This is a genomic window from Sporocytophaga myxococcoides, assembly GCF_000775915.1.
Taxonomy (GTDB): domain Bacteria; phylum Bacteroidota; class Bacteroidia; order Cytophagales; family Cytophagaceae; genus Sporocytophaga; species Sporocytophaga myxococcoides_A.
Map to the genome: position 1 here is coordinate 44,701 of NZ_BBLT01000002.1, position 17,267 is coordinate 61,967.

15 protein-coding genes are annotated in these 17,267 nt (G+C 36.6%); 12 read left to right on the forward strand and 3 right to left on the reverse strand.

Going from position 1 to position 17,267, the window contains the following annotated elements; all coding sequences use genetic code 11:
• Positions 1–29: 29 nt before the first annotated feature.
• From gldK to gldN, 4 genes are all read left to right on the forward strand, one after another.
• Positions 30–1,061: a gliding motility lipoprotein GldK gene (gene gldK, locus MYP_RS04465; RefSeq protein ID WP_028981160.1), complete on the forward strand. Its 1,032-nt coding sequence runs from the start codon at positions 30–32 to the stop codon at positions 1,059–1,061.
• Positions 1,062–1,176: 115 nt separating this feature from the next.
• Complete coding sequence (gldL, locus tag MYP_RS04470) at positions 1,177–1,977, forward strand: T9SS inner membrane protein PorL/GldL (RefSeq protein ID WP_045459345.1); 801 nt, start codon at positions 1,177–1,179, stop codon at positions 1,975–1,977.
• A gap of 48 nt (positions 1,978–2,025) precedes the next feature.
• On the forward strand, positions 2,026–3,612 hold the full coding sequence (gene gldM / locus MYP_RS04475; protein ID WP_045459348.1) for a type IX secretion system protein PorM/GldM: 1,587 nt from the start codon (positions 2,026–2,028) through the stop codon (positions 3,610–3,612).
• A gap of 18 nt (positions 3,613–3,630) precedes the next feature.
• On the forward strand, positions 3,631–4,491 hold the full coding sequence (gene gldN / locus MYP_RS04480; RefSeq protein WP_045459350.1) for a type IX secretion system protein PorN/GldN: 861 nt from the start codon (positions 3,631–3,633) through the stop codon (positions 4,489–4,491).
• 59 nt (positions 4,492–4,550) lie between these two features.
• Here gldN and uvrC read toward each other — a convergent pair whose 3' ends face one another.
• The 3 genes from uvrC to porW are packed head-to-tail and all read right to left on the reverse strand — an operon-like array spanning position 4,551 to position 11,265.
• Positions 4,551–6,359 (reverse strand): excinuclease ABC subunit UvrC, encoded by a 1,809-nt coding sequence (gene uvrC, locus MYP_RS04485; protein WP_045459352.1) that lies wholly within the window; start codon positions 6,357–6,359, stop codon positions 4,551–4,553.
• 11 nt (positions 6,360–6,370) lie between these two features.
• On the reverse strand, positions 6,371–8,662 hold the full coding sequence (locus MYP_RS04490) for a penicillin-binding protein 1A (protein WP_045459354.1): 2,292 nt from the start codon (positions 8,660–8,662) through the stop codon (positions 6,371–6,373).
• 2 nt (positions 8,663–8,664) lie between these two features.
• Positions 8,665–11,265, reverse strand: a complete 2,601-nt coding sequence (porW, locus tag MYP_RS04495) for a type IX secretion system periplasmic lipoprotein PorW/SprE (RefSeq protein ID WP_156140318.1) — start codon at positions 11,263–11,265, stop codon at positions 8,665–8,667.
• A gap of 301 nt (positions 11,266–11,566) precedes the next feature.
• Here porW and MYP_RS04500 point away from each other — a divergent pair, with 301 nt between their 5' ends.
• From MYP_RS04500 to atpA, 8 genes are all read left to right on the forward strand, one after another.
• Positions 11,567–12,202, forward strand: coding sequence for a murein hydrolase activator EnvC family protein (locus MYP_RS04500; protein ID WP_156140321.1), 636 nt, complete (start codon positions 11,567–11,569; stop codon positions 12,200–12,202).
• 10 nt (positions 12,203–12,212) lie between these two features.
• Positions 12,213–12,638: a bactofilin family protein gene (locus MYP_RS04505; protein WP_045459358.1), complete on the forward strand. Its 426-nt coding sequence runs from the start codon at positions 12,213–12,215 to the stop codon at positions 12,636–12,638.
• Positions 12,589–12,819 (forward strand): AtpZ/AtpI family protein, encoded by a 231-nt coding sequence (locus tag MYP_RS26895; protein ID WP_367113571.1) that lies wholly within the window; start codon positions 12,589–12,591, stop codon positions 12,817–12,819. Before MYP_RS04505 ends, MYP_RS26895 begins: the two co-directional genes overlap by 50 nt.
• Positions 12,820–13,196: 377 nt before the next feature.
• Positions 13,197–14,222, forward strand: a complete 1,026-nt coding sequence (gene atpB, locus MYP_RS04515) for a F0F1 ATP synthase subunit A (RefSeq protein WP_045459363.1) — start codon at positions 13,197–13,199, stop codon at positions 14,220–14,222.
• 65 nt (positions 14,223–14,287) lie between these two features.
• Positions 14,288–14,539 carry an ATP synthase F0 subunit C gene (gene atpE / locus MYP_RS04520; protein WP_028981168.1) on the forward strand — a complete coding sequence of 84 codons (252 nt, stop codon included), beginning with the start codon at positions 14,288–14,290 and terminating at the stop codon, positions 14,537–14,539.
• Between the two features lie 92 nt (positions 14,540–14,631).
• Positions 14,632–15,123 carry a F0F1 ATP synthase subunit B gene (locus tag MYP_RS04525; protein ID WP_045459366.1) on the forward strand — a complete coding sequence of 164 codons (492 nt, stop codon included), beginning with the start codon at positions 14,632–14,634 and terminating at the stop codon, positions 15,121–15,123.
• 1 nt (position 15,124) lies between these two features.
• Positions 15,125–15,685 (forward strand): ATP synthase F1 subunit delta, encoded by a 561-nt coding sequence (gene atpH, locus MYP_RS04530; RefSeq protein ID WP_045459368.1) that lies wholly within the window; start codon positions 15,125–15,127, stop codon positions 15,683–15,685.
• Positions 15,685–17,265: a F0F1 ATP synthase subunit alpha gene (gene atpA, locus MYP_RS04535; protein ID WP_045459370.1), complete on the forward strand. Its 1,581-nt coding sequence runs from the start codon at positions 15,685–15,687 to the stop codon at positions 17,263–17,265. Before atpH ends, atpA begins: the two co-directional genes overlap by 1 nt.
• The last annotated feature ends 2 nt before the right edge of the window (positions 17,266–17,267 follow it).

Genomic DNA, 17,267 nt, shown 5'->3' on the forward strand with positions numbered 1-17,267 from the left:
TTTACAAAAGAAAATTAAACAAGTGTATTATGAATAAAATAGGTGTTATCAGAAGTCTCTGCTACATTGCACTGTTCGGAGCCTCTATTCTTATTCAGGGATGTGGACGAGGTACCTCCGATGGAGGAGGAGACCTAGTCGGCGTTCAGGGAAGAGAAGGATGGGTTATGACGGTGCCATACGGTATGACAACATGTCCGTCGGGGACTTTCCACATGGGGCAGGCGGATCAGGATGTTCCGGCTACTCAAATTAACCTTAACAAACAGGTGACCATCGGTGGTTTCTATATGGACGAAACCGAAATTACAAACAATGAGTACAGACAATTCATTGATGTAATGTTAAGCGATTCAGTTGACGTATTGGGTGAACAATATATCAGAACTGAATTGTATCCTGACACAGCTGTTTGGGTAAAGGATTTTGCGCACCACATGGGTGATCCAATGATGGAATATTACTATGCTCACCCTGCGTTTGACGAATATCCAGTAGTTGGTGTTGATTGGTTCGCTGCAAGATATTTCTGCGAGTGGAGAACTAAGCACATGAATAACTGGAGAGCAGAGCAAGGACTTTGGAAAATGCCAAACTTCAGATTGCCATCAGAAGCGGAGTGGGAATATGCTGCTAGAGGTGGAAGAGATATGGCTAAATATCCTTGGGGTAACCCATACATCAGAAATGCAAAGGGATGTATGCTTGCTAACTTCAAACCAGGAAGAGGAAACTATTATGATGATGGTTTCATGTATAGCTCACCAGTTGCTTCTTACTTTTCAAATGACTTCGGTCTGTACGATATGGCAGGAAACGTATCAGAGTGGTGTGAAGACGCTTATTATGATGCCGCTGTTCCTGTAGTTTGGGATCTTAACCCAACTTACTATGATGACGATGAGCCTAGAAAGATTATTCGTGGTGGATCTTGGAAAGATATTGCATACTTCCTTGAAACCGGAACACGTACTTTCGAGTATCAGGACACTACAAAGTCATACATAGGCTTCAGATGTGTTATGACTTATCTTGGTAGATCTTCAGGTTTCGAATTCTAAAAATCAGATCCTTTAAAGATTTTATAAATTCAATAGTTGTATAATCACAAACTATATAATACTCTATTACCTAATAATTAATTGTTAAACACTTAAAATTTAAAAATTTACGAAAATGAGTTCAAACAAAGGTGGTTTTAAAGATGTATTCTTTAACAAGATCATGCCAATGGTCTACGGAATGGGTGCCGCAGTTGTAATTGTTGGTGCGATGTTTAAAATTATGCACTGGCCAGGTGCTGGTCCAATGCTTGTAGTTGGTCTTAGTGTTGAAGCATTAATCTTCGTATTCAGTTCATTCCAGCCGGTTCCTCACGATCCAAAGTGGGAGAGAGTTTATCCTCAATTGGCTGATGATTATTATGAAGAAGAAGAAGAAGGTGAAATCGCTTCTAACGATGGTCTTACAAGAAGACTTGATGATATGCTTTCTGAGGCAAACATCACTCAGGATGTAGTTAACAAATTAGGCGCTGGCTTTAATTCTCTTTCTACATCGGTATCTAACCTTAAAGACCTATCTGATGCTTCAGTTGCTTCTAGCGAATATGCAAACAACGTTAAGCAAGCATCTAAGTCTCTTCTTGAGATGAATAAATCATATTCTAAAACTGTAGATGCAATGTCAGAAATGGCTAACGCTTCTGTAGATGCTAAAGAATATCATTCACAAGTTCAAAACATCACTAAAAATCTTGGTGCATTGAACGCTGTTTATGAAATGGAACTTCAGGATGCTAACAACCACTTGAGAGCTATGAATAAATTCTATGGTAATCTTTCTCATGCTATGGAAAACATGGCAGATGCAAGCAAAGATACTGCTCAGTTCAAAGAAGAACTTGGTAAATTATCTAAGAACCTTGTTCAGCTTAACACAGTGTATGGTAACATGCTAACTGCAATGAGAGGTTAATTTTCAGTAGAAATTATTTTAAAAACGAAAAAGACAAAGGTTTAAAATATGGCTGGAGGTAAAGAAACCCCAAGGCAGAAAATGATTGGGATGATGTACCTGGTTCTAACAGCGCTGTTAGCACTCCAGGTAAGCTCAGCTATCATTCAAAAATTCAAATTTCTTGATGATAGTTTGATGAACGTGAACGAAAAAACAGCTGCTGAGAATGCTAAAGTAAGTAGCAACATCAGAAGAATTGTTGAACAAGAAGGTAATAAAGATGCTCATATTGTTAAAAAGGCAGATGAAGTAAAAGCTGCAACCGCTGAGCTAATTGCTTATATGGAAGGTCTTCGTAAACACCTTATTGATGATACAGGTGGAAAAGAAGAAGATGGAAACTATAAAGGTGCTAAAGAAGAAGAAAAAGTAGCAAACTTTATGGTTGGTCCAGAAGGTAGCAAAAAAGGAGAAGCCTATAAATTGAAAGAAAAACTTAACAATTATGCTGCTTCTCTGTCAAAGTTTGGTGTAAACGCTCCTAAGTTAGCATTGGATGGAAAAGAAGATCCAATGTTCATGAAGGATAAAGAGCAGGCTAGAAAAGATTTTGCTCAGCTTAACTTCTCTGAAACTCCAATGGTTGCTGCTCTTGCAGTGTTAGCACAAAAAGAAGCTGAAGTTCTTAAATATGAGAACGAGGCTCTTGCTAAACTTGCTAGTGAAGTAGGTGCATCAGATATCAAATTTGATAACGTTGTTGCGATGGTTAGACCTGCATCTAAAGTGGTAGCAGCAGGTACTAAATATGAAGCAGAAATGTTCTTGGCTGCATCTTCAAGTGCAATAACTCCAACAATGAGTCAGGATGGAAGAGCAATACAGGTTGATGCTAGAAAAATCGGTAAAGTTTCTTTTACTGCAACTGCCGGAGCATATGACAGCGAAGGTAATGCTAAGAAAAAGTGGAAAGGAGCTATCAATTTCAAGTATAAAGGAAAAGATACTACTTTCGTAGTTGAAGAAGATTATATTGTTGCTAAGCCTGTAATTCAAATTCAGTCTGCTTCAGTTTCTGCTCTATACAAAAACTGCGGTAACGAGCTTAACGTTCAGGTTCCTGCTTTAGGTTCTACTTACAGCCCTTCATTCACTGCAAGTGGTGCTAAAGTTATTCCTGGTGCAACAAAAGGTCTTGTTACTCTGGTTCCAACTGGTGCAAAAGTAACTCTTAATGTAGCAAGTAGCGGAAACGCAATTGGTTCACAAGAATTTAATGTTAGATTAATCCCAAAACCTGAAATCCAGGCTTTATCTAACGGTAGCCCTGTTAATGAGAAGCAAGGTGTTCCTGCTCCTGGTCCTAGAGCTATTACTATGAAAGCTGTTCCTGATGAGAGCTTTAAAACTTTCTTACCAAAAGACGCAAGATATAAGATCACTCAGTGGGATGCTATCCTTGTTAGAGGTAAGAGACCAGTTACTCAAACTTCTTTCACTTCTGAAACTGGTAACCTTGCTCAGTTTGCTGCAGCAGCTCAGCCTGGAGACAGAATCATGATCGAGGTTAAGAAAGTTACGAGAACTAACTTCCTTAATGAGTCGGAAGAGGTTAATTTGGGAATAGTAATTAAGAACATCCCGCTTAACTAATACCTAAACTACTTAGTTATGAAAAAAATTAGTGTTATTTTATCAGGTTTGTTGTTCGCATCAAACCTGATAATTGCTCAAGAGGCAGCTGAATCACCTGAAGCAACTTCTGGAGCTGAAAATACAGGTTATAATAAATTTTCTGTTAGACCTATACATGAATCTGATATCATGTATAAGAAGACGATCATCAGAGCTCTTGATCTAAGAGAAAAGCAAAATAAACCTTTATTTTCTAAAAACAGAGAGCTAACTCGTTTGCTAATCGACGCTGTTCAAAGGGGTGATATTAAAGCATATGCTACAGATTCCCTTTATGATGGTAAAACTCTTACAATTGAAGAATTCAATGAGAGAATAAAAATGCCATCTGAGCAAGCTGAACTTAGTGCAGAGGAGCTAGAGATTATGAAGGCAAATGGGGAGGATATTGCTGCGATTGGAGGTGGTCCTAACTATTATTTCCCAACTGATTTATATCAGATGGAGATAAAAGAAGATATCATTTTTGATAAGCAAAGATCCAGATTGTACTATGATATTCATGCAATAACAGTGTACGTTCCTGCTGATCACCCTGCTAACATAAGAGGTATTCAGACTCCAATTGCTTCTTTCGAGTATAAAGAATTAGTAAACAAACTTTTCAAGGATAACCCTAAAGCAATCTGGTTTAATCCTCAGAACGATCAGCAGCATAAGAATCTTGCTGATGCATTTGAGTTGCGTTTATTTAGCTCTTATATTATCAAAGTTTCCAATCCAAACGATGCATATTTAGTTGACATCTATGGTGGAGATCAGCAAAAAGGTATCATGGCCGCTCAATGGGCTGCATTTGAGCTTCTTGAGTATGAGCATAACCTTTGGGAATTCTAAGAAATTTCTGACTGTACGAATTATAATAAAAAAGGAGGTTATTCGACCTCCTTTTTTATTTATTGATTTTCTTCTTTTTTACTCTCTTTTTCAACAGGGAGATTTAATAGAACCAGCTCAGCTTTTGCTTTCCCGACTATTTCCGTTAGTTCTTCCAAGCTCGCTTGCCTAATCTTGCTTACCGAGCCAAAATGGCTCACCAACTTTTGAAATGTAGATTCTCCTACTCCTTTTATAGAAGCTAATTTACTTTTAGCTAAAGTACTCTTACTTCTTTTGGTTCGGTGAAATGTAATTGCAAATCTGTGAGCTTCATTTCTGATTTGCTGTATTATTTTTAAAGATTCTGATTTTTTGTCTATATATAAAGGGAGGGTATCATCAGGATAATAAATTTCTTCTAGTCTTTTGGCAATTCCTACAATTGGAATTTTTCCATATAAATCCAGCTCTTGAAGTGCTTGGCAAGCCGCGGAGAGCTGACCCTTTCCGCCATCAATTACAATCAAATTTGGAAGTGGTAGTCCTTCTTCTAAAACCCTTTTATACCTTCTGTGCACTATTTCGTGCATACTGTCAAAGTCATTCGGACCAACTACGGTCTTTATATTATAATGGCGATAATCTTTTTTCGATGGTTTTGCATTTTTAAAGACCACCATTGATGCAACTGGATTTGTTCCCTGTATGTTAGAGTTGTCAAAGCATTCGATATGAAATGGCTTTTCTTTTAACCTTAGGTCTTCTTGCATAGTATTGAGTATCCTTAAATCTCTTTCATTATTTGAGACGGATTTGCTCATTTGGAATGATATATTATTCAGAGAAAGATCCAGAAGCTTTTTCTTATCACCAATTGAGGGTACCGCAATTTTCAATTCATCTATTTCTACTGGAATATTGGCTATTATATCTCTGGTAGTGATTTCCATCTCCTCTCTGATATTAATTATTGCTAGCTTTAGAAGATCTTCATCCGTTTCATCAAGTTTCTTTTTGATTTCTATATTTTTGGTTTGAAGAATTGCCCCATTTACTATATGCAAGTAGTTTATAAATGCATTTTTATCGAGACTTTTGATGGTAAAGACATCCAGATCGGTGATTTTAGGATTAACAATAACTGAGCTTGTTTGAAACTTCTCAAGTAAATCAAGTTTGAGTTTTAACTTATGAGCTTTTTCAAATTCGAGATTTTCAGCTGCCTGCTGTATTTGCTCCTTGTAAAAAGTTTTAACTACTGAAATGTTACCTTTAAGAATTTGGTGGGCTTTATCTATATTTTCTAGATAAACTTCCTCTGTAACTAAACCTTCACATGGTCCTTTACAGTTTCCTATATGATACTCCAGGCAGACTTTGTATTTCCCATCATTTACATTTTTCTCGGAAAGATTGAAATTGCATGTTCGTATAAAAAATAATTTATGTATAAGGTCAAGGACACTGTTCATGGCTTTGACACTTGTATATGGACCATAATATATCCCTAGTGATTTGTCAAATGTTCTTGTCGCTATAACCCTGGGAAAACGTTCACGGGATACATATATGTAAGGATAAGTCTTATCATCCTTCAAAAGTATATTATACTTTGGTTGGTTATTTTTGATAAGACTATTTTCAAGAAGAAGGGCATCAAACTCTGTGTTTACGATAGTAAATTCAAGTCTTCTTATCTGGCTGACAAGTTTTCGGGTTTTGTTGTCAACTCCTGTATTTTTATTAAAATAGTTAGAGACTCTTTTTTTGAGGGATTTAGCCTTTCCTACATATATGAGTTCTCCCTCTTCACTGAAGAACTTATATATGCCAGGTTGGTCTGGTAGACTTTTAACTTGATCTCTTACCTCCTCACTTTCCGCCATGATTAAATCTCTTAAAATTCTATAGGCAATACTTGTTGATGTTTCTGCTGAAGAGAGTCTGAATGCTGGGAACTCTTTTCTTTATACCTTTTACAATCTATCTCAACACTTAGTTTAGAAGGTCGCGGGAAGCGTTCTTTAATCAGACCAAGTGTAGAATCTGCGAATACCTTTTTCATAAAAATAGCCCAAAGTGGCATTGCCATTCTTGCACCCTGACCGAGATCCATACTCCTGAAGTGAATGCATCTGTCATCTCCTCCAACCCAAGCTCCTGCAACTAATTTTGGAGTAATGCCCATAAACCAGCCGTCTGAATAATTTTGTGTAGTACCCGTTTTGCCTCCAATTTCATATCCATTCCACAAAAGTCCATATTTATTCAAACCAAGGGCCGTTCCTCCTTTTTCTTCTGTTGCTCCTTTTAGCATATGCACCATAAGATAGGCAGTTTCTTCATCAAACACCTCAACACTTTTTGGAATGAACTCCTGTAAAACATTTCCATTCTTGTCTTCAATTTTGGTAATGAAAAATGGTTCAGTCCAAAATCCATTATTAACAAAAGTGCCGTAAGCGCCGACAAGTTCATAAATTGAAACATCACTTACACCAAGACAAAGCGCTGGTACAGGATCCAGTGGGCTGGTAATTCCCATTCTCTTAGCATTGTTTACTACAACCTGCGGCCCGATTTCTTTCATCAGATTAGCAGTGATGGAGTTAATTGAATTTGCCATTGCCTTTCGAAGTGTGAACATTTCTCCAGTGAAGCCTTCTCCATTACTGTTTTGAGGCGTCCAGGTCTTGTTTACGTCTGCTGTTGGGAATGTTACCGGAAGATCGGGTAATTCGTAGCATGGTGAATATCCAAGATCTATAGCAGAAGCATAAACAAAGGGCTTGAACGTTGAGCCTGGTTGTCTCTTACCTTGCTTTACGTGATCATATTTAAAGTGCTTATGATCTATTCCTCCCACCCATGCCTTTATGTATCCTGAGTGAGGGTCCATTGCCATAAACCCACAATGAAGGAAATGCTTGTAATATTTGATTGAATCTATCGGAGACATCAAAGTATCTATTTCTCCATCCCAGCTGAAGATCTTCATTTTGATAGGAGTCTTCATTACCTTCATAATCTTTACTGTATCATTTCCATATTGAAGTTTCAACGCGCGATACCTGTCAGATCTTTTAGCAGCTGTTTCAATAAAATTAGGAATAACTTTTCCTTGCTCATCTGTCCAAGGGCTTTTACCCTTCCAATGTTCAAAGAACTTACGTTGTTCTTCTTTCATGTGGGAAGCAACTGATTCTTCTGCATATTTCTGCATTTTGGAATCAAGAGTTGTATATATTTTTAGACCGTCTGAATATAAATCAAGACCTCTTTCTCTGCACCATGGAATCAGGTAAGAAGTGATTAAGCTTCTGAAATATGTTGCAGATCCTTTATTGTGGTTTTCAACATTATAATCTAAAGCGATAGGAAGTTTTTTAATTGAGTCAGCTTTTATAGAAGTCAAATAGCCGTATTTGGCCATCTGACTGATCACAGTATTTCTTCTGGATGTAGATGAATCAGGATTAAAAACCGGGCTATAGGTCGTGGGAGCTTTGAGCAGACCCACAAGCACAGCAGCTTCTTCTATTTTAAGACTATCCGGAGTAGTATTGAAAAAGGTTTTAGATGCTACTTCAATACCAAAGGAATTACTTCCAAAATCTACCGTATTTAAATACATGGTCATGATTTCTTTTTTGGTATAAGCCCGTTCTATCTTTACTGCGGTTATCCATTCTTTGGTTTTAAAAATTACCTTTCCAAGAGTACCTTTGCTTAATTTACCTTTGTATAGAGCACTTCTCGTTTGAAATAAATTTTTGGCAAGCTGTTGAGATAGTGTACTTCCTCCCCCTGAGTTTCTTTGACCTAGAATAATAGTTTTAAAAAAAACACGGCCCATTCCTCTTAAGTCAATGCCAGAATGTTCTTCAAATCGTGAATCTTCTGTTGCAGTTAAAGCATTTACAAGATTTGGGGAAAGCTTTTCAAAGTCTACCGGAGTTCTGTTTTCTTTAAAGTATTTTCCCAATAAAACATTATCGGCGGTGTAAAGCTCAGATGCAACTTCACTTTTCGGGTTTTCCAAAGCTTCTAAACTTGGCATAGGACCGAAAAGTCCTAAAAAATTTATAGAAACGAAATACACATAAAGTACTAAGCTTCCGATACCGACAATAAAGCCGATCCAGATGCTTTTGATAAATGCGGATATAAAGAAATTACTTTTGCTCATGTTTACTTCTTATAATGTTCCTCAAAGAAATTAAGGTAACTTTCAAGTTTTTTGGATTTGTTAAACAGGGAAAAATTCTCCTCTGTAATTACAAATAAGTCATACTTTAGGTTCTTGGTTTCAGATTGAAAGGGCTGAAAATTTTTAATTTGAGTGTAATATATCATTCCTCCTGATTTATCCACAAGAGTTTTTATGCTTATTAAATTTAGGGTATCATTTAATGGGACGACTTCAGTCTGAATCTCACCTGGTTTATAATGCTCCACATTGTATTTCTTCAAAGCATTTACAATTTTGACAGGTTTCAAATTTTTGCCATGAACAGCCACTACAAACATGTGAGGTTTGTCTTTTACGTCAGTTTTATATTTAACCTGGTTTTCATTTAATGATTTACCTCCTGCTGAAGCTAATTTTATATATTCTTCCGTCGAAGCCAGAAGCTCTTTTGCTTTGGGAAGAAGCACGCTTTCTTTCTGATTTGCTATAAACTCTTCCAGTTTTCCTTTGTAAATAAGGGCATTTTTTGTCTGTCCGATGATTAATATTTCAAGCAATTGGAGTTTGTCTTCTATATCATTTTCTTTATAGGCAACCCGTATTGCTTTAATTGCAGAATCTGCGTCGAAGAATCTTTCAGCTTTGTAAAGATTATAGGCATCCTTATACAATCTGTTTATATGTTGACTGGTCTCCTTTGTCTCTGCCAAATAATTAGGGTTCCGGATTAGTTTGGAGTAAATAGAGTTGGGAAACTCATCATGCAGCATAGCAGCATAGTTTTCAAACTTTGGATCAGGCTTTTCTTTATAAAGGAGGTACAAAAAGTATAAAACTTCGGATTTCAGTTTAGACGTCGGAAACCTGGTCAAATGTGTCTCAAATGACTTTATGGCATTTCCTTTTTCATCAAGTTTCTGATCATAAATTTTCCCTACATTATATAATGCATTTTCAACTTTCAGTGAAGATGCGGCTTTTGATTCATCAGAAAACGGAATTTCTTTGTAGTATTTTGTTTTATCTACTTTTACTTCTTTTTCCAGTTTTTCTTTTGACTCAAGCGCCACAGCTGCAGAATCTATGTCTTGACTTTCATTTTCATCTAAATTATCTTGTACTGCTTCTTTCGTGGATCTTCTCCAGTTGTCTTCGAGTTTCCTTTGCCCCCAGCGTTTCACGAATTCTGTTTTTCCCCGTGTTATGGATGCTTCATTATAAAAATGCCAGGTACTCTCCCCACTGCCAGAGACAGGGCCTGATCCATTGTTATTATTGTTGGATGCACTTTTTTCTGCCAGAGCCTTCTCTCTAGCCTCGGCTTTTTTTAAATCCTCTTTCTCTTTTTCAATTACCTTATCAATATGCTTGGCGAGTGTAATACTATCCATTGTGGCAAGTCTCATCAGACTATCCTCTTTTTGAATAATTCTTAACTGAGTAACAAATTCCTGAAGAACTTCCTGTCTGGCAGCAACTAGTCTGTAGCGCTTGTCTTTTTTATCCATTAGAGCTATTGTGCTGTCATAGTATAATTTGGAAGTCTCAAAATCCTGGAGTTTTTCATAATGAATTTCAGCAAGCATAAGGTATGAAGATGCTTTTTGATAATTGTTCCCAGCGCTTGCAGCTACTGACTTTTTCAGGTATTCAATGGTACCAGGGAGGTGTCCTTGTTTGAACTCAAACTTGGCCATCTCAAAATATATTTTGTCTTTGTATTCCTGATTTTTTAGGTCTTTCAGAAGCTTTTTGAAATATTTTTCGATTCTTTTTTTATCACCGGATTTCGAAAGGTTTGTTACTTGAGCCATATAAAGCCTCGTATAGAAGGAAAGTTCATATGGAGGGTTGTGTTTTAAAACAGCCTTGTAATTTTTATAAGAATCTTTATCGTTATTTTGCAATTGATGTATTTGTCCGATTATAAAATGAACTCTGGATTTAACATCTTTTTTCTTTATGAGGGGTCTGGCGGTTTCAAGATCTTTAAGGGCTTCCTTATACCTTTCCTGCATTATAAAATACTGAGCTCTTGTAAGGAGGTATTCCCTTTGGTTTGTAGAGTTCATTTTTTCCTTTTTAAGGAAATAATTAACGCTGTTCACATAGTCAAAATTCTGAGCAGTCAGAAAAAGCCTCATAAGGTAAATAATAGCCTCATGTCTTGCATCTATATCATTGCTTTTTGAATTGACATATTTATAAGTCTCTATCGCCTGTGGCCATTCTCCTTTATAAAACTTTACCTTTCCGACCAGAATATAGCAGTCATCAACCCATTTGCTGTTTTTGTGTTTTTGAATAGGAAGAGAGGCCTTTTTAAAAATATCTTCAAGAAGCTGTTGCTGAGCTTTTAGTTTGTTGGTATCTGGTAGTGCAAGAGCATGAATAACTTTATTGTAATCATCAAGTCTGGCTTCGTCGATTTTTTTATCTACCTGCTTCATTCGCTCTCGGGCAAGGAAATAAGCGTTGTCGCGTGCAGTAAGGTTATGGTAGCCTTTGCTCACAAAGGAATTACTTTCAGGAGAGCATGAAAAGGCTATAAAACCAACAATCAGGCAAAGTATTTTGATATGAATTGATTTAGTTTTCAAAAAAATCAAATTGTTTAATTTAAATAAATTCGAATAAAATAATTATAATGTAAGCTCGTAATAATAATAATTCTGAATTATAATTTTGAAACACAGAAAAACACTTTCTCACTGGTTAACGAACAGATTTCTGCTAATTATCAGAAATGAAGAAAATTTTGCAGAAAAACGAACATTTAGTTTCACTTATGCGAAATTAATTGTTTTCTGTTCAATTTTTTTAATTCTGGTTTTTTCCCTCTGCTTTTATTTAAGTACGACATTATTAGCTGCATTTTTTGATCCGACCCATAAGCAAATTGTGTTAAACAAAAAAATAATTGCACTTTCTGCTAAAGTAGACAGTCTGACGACGGAGATGGAGCAAAAAGCTGCATTTACGGACCTTATTCAAAGAGTAATTTCAGGAAAGGACGAAGAAATAAAGTCTGAATCCTCAACTTCTGTAAAGGTTGTTAAAGTTGATGAAATTAACCAGTTGTCAATAGTAGATTCGCTATTCAGAAAAGAATTTGAGAAAAAAGAATCGAATGTTTTTTCCGTAAAAAATGTTTCTTTTGGAAAATTGTCCAACTTAATACTTTTTAATCCCGTTTCGGGATTAGTAAAGTCTAAATATAATGCCGTAAATCAGTCTTATGAGGTGGGGCTGCTTGTCAAGCAAGGGGAATCAGTAAAGGCTGTGGCAAATGGAACAGTAATTTTTGCCGGATGGACAGATCGGAATGAAAATGTGATAATCTTGCAACATGAAGATAATCTGATGACTGTATATAAAAAAAATTCAGTAGTTTTAAAAAAAGACGGAGATGCGGTAAAAGCTGGAGAAGTTTTGGGGGTAGTAAGTGATCCTCAGATTGGAGGAAATCCTAATTTTTATTTTGAGCTTTGGTATAAAGGCAAGCCGGTGAATCCGGAAAATTTCATAACATTTTAACTAAATTTCTATGTTTCAGAACAAAAAAGAAAAGAAAGAATTGGAAGCGCTGACCAATTCAAGTACAATTGTAGCTAAAGGGACAGTTCTTGAGGGAAATATTGAAACTTTCGGGAATATCAGGATAGAAGGCAAGGTAATTGGAAACATTAAAAGTAAATCCAAAGTTGTGTTGAGCGAATCTTGTGTTGTGGAGGGGAATATTCTGGCACATACTGCAGAGATTTTAGGAGAGGTGAGAGGGACAATTGAAATTGCAGACGTAGTGGTTATGAAAGCAACAGCATTAATTAATGGTGATCTTATTACCAATAAAATGGTCATGGAATCCGGAGCTACGTTTAACGGACAGTGTAAAATGGGTGCTACAATAAAAGAAATTCAAATTGGAGAAGGAGAACGAATCAAACCAATCAAACAAGAAAAAACCGCTTGAGGGGTATGCTAAATATTCCAGCCTTGTGATCCAGATGATAGCAACAATGTGTCTTGGAGCCTGGGCCGGAATAAAACTTGATGAGCATTTTCATGTCAAAAGTCAGTTGTTTACGATTTTTTTAACTATATTTTCAGTAATTGCAGCAATTTACTTGGTAATACGGGGGCTTATGAAATAACTTTGCCCCTGTGAAAAAATTTCTAATTTGCTTTATCGCCACTTCTTTAATAATAGTTAGTTTGACTAAAATTAAAGATCCAATATTGGTCCATCCGTTTATCTGGTATAGCCAGGTATTTTTCTTTTCTATTTTTTTTATATCAAACAGGATTATTTCCATAGGGTCGTTAAACGGCGATAATAAAATTCATATTTTTTATCTTGTTTCCCTTACAGTAAGGTTCCTTTTATCAGTGGCTTATGTGGTAATTGGTCTACTTAATACCGATTTTCATCCTGTCGTTTTCGCCTTAAACTTTTTTGTTTTGTATTTGTGTTATACGTGGTTTGAAATTTATTCCTTATTAAGTAACTTGCGGGCCGATTTTAAAAACAATGAAAAATCTGAGTAAAATATTCCTTATTGCATTTCTCTTCATCTCTTTGGTAAGAGGTGCTGCATATGCTAACGGACCTGCAGAATCCGGTGAAGAAAAGAAATTTAGCCCTGGCGACCTGATTATGCACCACATCCTGGATGCGCATGAGTGGGAATTTGCTCATGGTCTTGCTATTCCTCTTCCGGTGATCATTTATTCTGAAAAAGGCTTAGATGTGTTTTCATCATCTCATTTATACCATAGTCCTGACAGAACTTACAATGGATATCATTTGAATCATCATGATAAAATTGAGCCAGTAGATAAAAGCAGAACAATCTACGATATTTCTATTACGAAGAATGTTGCATCAATGTTTATCAGTGTGGCAATACTTGTATTAATCTTTATAGGAATTGCTAAATCTTATGGTAAAACGAAAGGCAAAGCACCTAAGGGTATCCAATCTTTCTTCGAGCCAATAATAATGTACATCAGAGATGACATAGGTAAAGGCACAATCGGACCTAAGTACGAGCGTTTTATGCCTTATCTTTTAACAGTATTTTTCTTTATTTGGTTTAACAACCTTTTGGGGTTATTCCCAGGTGGAGCTAACCTTACAGGAAATATAGCAGTTACATTTATTCTTGCATTGCTTACCTTTTTGGTAACCACATTTAGTGCAAACGGCAATTACTGGAAACACATATTGTGGACTCCTGGCGTGCCACTTCCATTAAGAATTATTATACTTCCTATAGAAATCGTCGGAATGTTTACCAAACCATTCTCTCTTATGGTCCGACTTTTTGCCAACATTACAGCAGGTCACATTATCATACTAAGCTTTATAAGCTTGATCTTTATGTTTGAAAGCTATGCTGTTGGATTTGCTAGTACAGCGTTTGCAGTATTTATGTCGATGCTTGAGCTGTTTGTTGCTTTATTGCAGGCATATGTATTCACTCTCCTTTCTGCTATGTACTTTGCATCGGCAGTAGAAGAGCACCATGATCACGATTATGATCATGGACATTGATATTGAGTTTAGTATTTAATAGCGAAGTTTTTAGAGCGTATTTGTTTAACTATAATTATATAATCATGCTTAACACTATTTTAATGGAAGTTAGCCTTTCTCTTTTCGGTGCTGGTATCGGTGCTGGTCTTGCTGCAATAGGTGCTGCATACGGTATCGGTCGTATCGGTGGTAGCGCTGTTGAGTCTATCGCTAGACAACCACAAGAGGCTGGTAAAATTCAAACTGCTATGCTTATCGCAGCTGCTCTTATTGAGGGTGTTGCTCTTTTCGCAGTGGTAGTTTGTCTATTGATCTATCTAAAAGGTCTTGCTTAAAAACTAAACTCCTGAATACAGACATTAGGTCTGATTCAGGAGTTTGAATTTTATAGTTAAACAAAAGAGGGAAATTTCTTAAAACAACATATATGTTAGTCCAACCTGATTTCGGTTTGTTATTTTGGCAAACAGTAACATTCCTAATAGTATTATTTATCCTGGGAAAATTTGCGTGGAAACCAATTCTTGGTGCCCTTAAAGAGCGTGAGGCAGATATAGAAGAGGCTTTGTCAGCTGCTGAAAACGCTAAGGAAGAATTGAAAAGATTGCATGCTGCAAATGAAAAATTACTTCAGGATGCAAGACTTGAAAGAGATAAAATATTAAAAGAGGCAAGTGCTGTTGCTAATTCTATTATTACCGAAGCTAAAGATAAAGCAACGGCAGAAAGCAATAGAATTGTTGAAGGAGCAAAGATTGCAATCAACAATGAAAAGCTTGCTGCAATGACAGAAGTTAAAAATCAGGCTGCTACAATTGCAATTGATATTGCAGAGAAACTTCTTAGAAAAGAGCTTTCTGATTCGACAGCACAAAAGGAACTAGTTTCAGAATATTTGAAAGAAGCTAAATTTAACTAAGATGCACGAGTCGAGAATAGCAGCGCCATATGCCAAATCTCTTCTTGAGCTTGCTCAGGAAAAGGGAGTACTGGAAGAGGTTCAAAAAGACATGGCGGGTTTTGCAAAAATCTGTAATGAAAATAGACAACTTGTAACTGTATTAAGGAATCCGGTAATAAAGCATGAAAAGAAATTGTCAATTCTGACGACTCTTTTTAAAGGCAAGGTAAATCCTGTTACTTTTTCAATTTTTCAAATACTGACAAAAAAGAACAGAGAGGCGTTTTTATATGATATCGCTGTTGAGTTCGGAAATCAGTATAGAAGAGTTAAGGGGATTCAAAGGGCAGTTCTAACTACCGCGACGCCTATTACAGAAGAGCAAAGAGCAGCTTTTGTTAAAATGGTTGAAACTGCCAAAACTAAAAAGGTTGAGCTTGAAGAGCATATTGACGAATCAATTATGGGAGGATTTGTACTGAATATCGGAGGTGACAAACAGGTTGATCAGTCCATCAAAACCAAGCTAGTACAATTAAAAAGTAAATTCAAAGATAATCCATTTATTTCTAAATATTAATCATGGAAGTAAGACCAGACGAGGTTTCTGCGATATTAAGAGAGCAGTTATCAAACTTCAGAACTGAAGCTGAGTTAGAAGAAGTAGGCACCGTTCTTCAGGTAGGTGACGGGGTTGCACGTATATACGGGCTATCAAAAGCTCAATCCGGAGAGCTTCTTGAGTTCCAGAACGGATTAAGAGCATTGGTGTTGAACCTTGAAGAAGACAATGTAGGAGCTGTATTACTAGGTGACTATAGTGATATTAAAGAAGGTGATACAGTAAAACGTACAAAGCAGATTGCTTACGTTAAAGTAGGTAATGGTCTTGTTGGCCGTGTTATTGATACACTAGGAAATCCAATAGATGGTAAAGGACCTGTAACTGGTGATTTGTATGATATGCCATTGGAAAGAAAAGCTCCAGGGGTAATTTTCAGACAGCCGGTAAATGAGCCTTTACAAACAGGTATCAAAGCAATTGACTCTATGATACCTATTGGTAGAGGACAAAGAGAGCTTATCATCGGTGACAGACAAACTGGAAAAACAGCTGTTGCAATCGATACTATCCTTAATCAAAAGGAATACTATGACAAAGGTCAGCCTGTATTCTGTATATATGTTGCAGTAGGACAAAAAGCAAGTACTGTTGCACAGGTTGTGGCTGCTCTTGAAAAAGGAGGAGCAATGGCTTACACGGTAGTGGTATCTGCATCTGCAGCTGATCCTGCTCCAATGCAATTCTTTGCGCCATTTACAGGTGCTGCAGTTGGTGAGTTTTTCAGAGATACAGGAAGACCTGCTCTTGTTGTTTATGATGATCTTTCTAAGCAGGCAGTTGCTTACAGAGAAGTTTCTCTTCTTTTGAGAAGACCTCCGGGACGTGAGGCTTATCCAGGTGACGTGTTCTATCTACACAGCCGTTTATTAGAGAGAGCTGCGAAAATCATTGCATCTGATGATATTGCTAAAAACATGAATGATCTTCCAGATTCACTTAAAGGAATCGTTAAGGGTGGTGGATCACTAACAGCATTACCGATCATCGAAACTCAGGCTGGTGACGTTTCTGCATATATTCCTACAAACGTAATCTCTATTACTGACGGTCAGATATTCCTTGAAACTAACTTGTTCAACTCAGGCGTTCGTCCTGCGATCAACGTTGGTATTTCAGTATCTAGGGTAGGAGGTTCAGCTCAGATTAAATCAATGAAGAAAGTAGCTGGTACTTTAAAACTTGACCAGGCGCAATTCAGAGAACTTGAAGCTTTCGCTAAATTCGGTTCTGATCTTGATGCTGCTACTAAATTGATTATTGAAAGAGGTAGAAGAAACCTTGAAATTTTGAAGCAAGCTCAATATTCTCCTGTTGCTGTTGAGTTCCAGGTTGCAATTATTTACGTTTCATCTAATGGATACATCGATAACGTTCCTGTAAAAGACGTTAAGACCTTTGAAAATGAGTTTTCTAACTTCCTGAAAGTTTCTCATAAAGAGACTCTTGATGCTATCCGTGCAGGTAAAATTGATGATTCAGTAACTGAAGTTTTAAAGAAGGTTGCTAAAGACCTTGCGAAGAAATATAATAATTAATT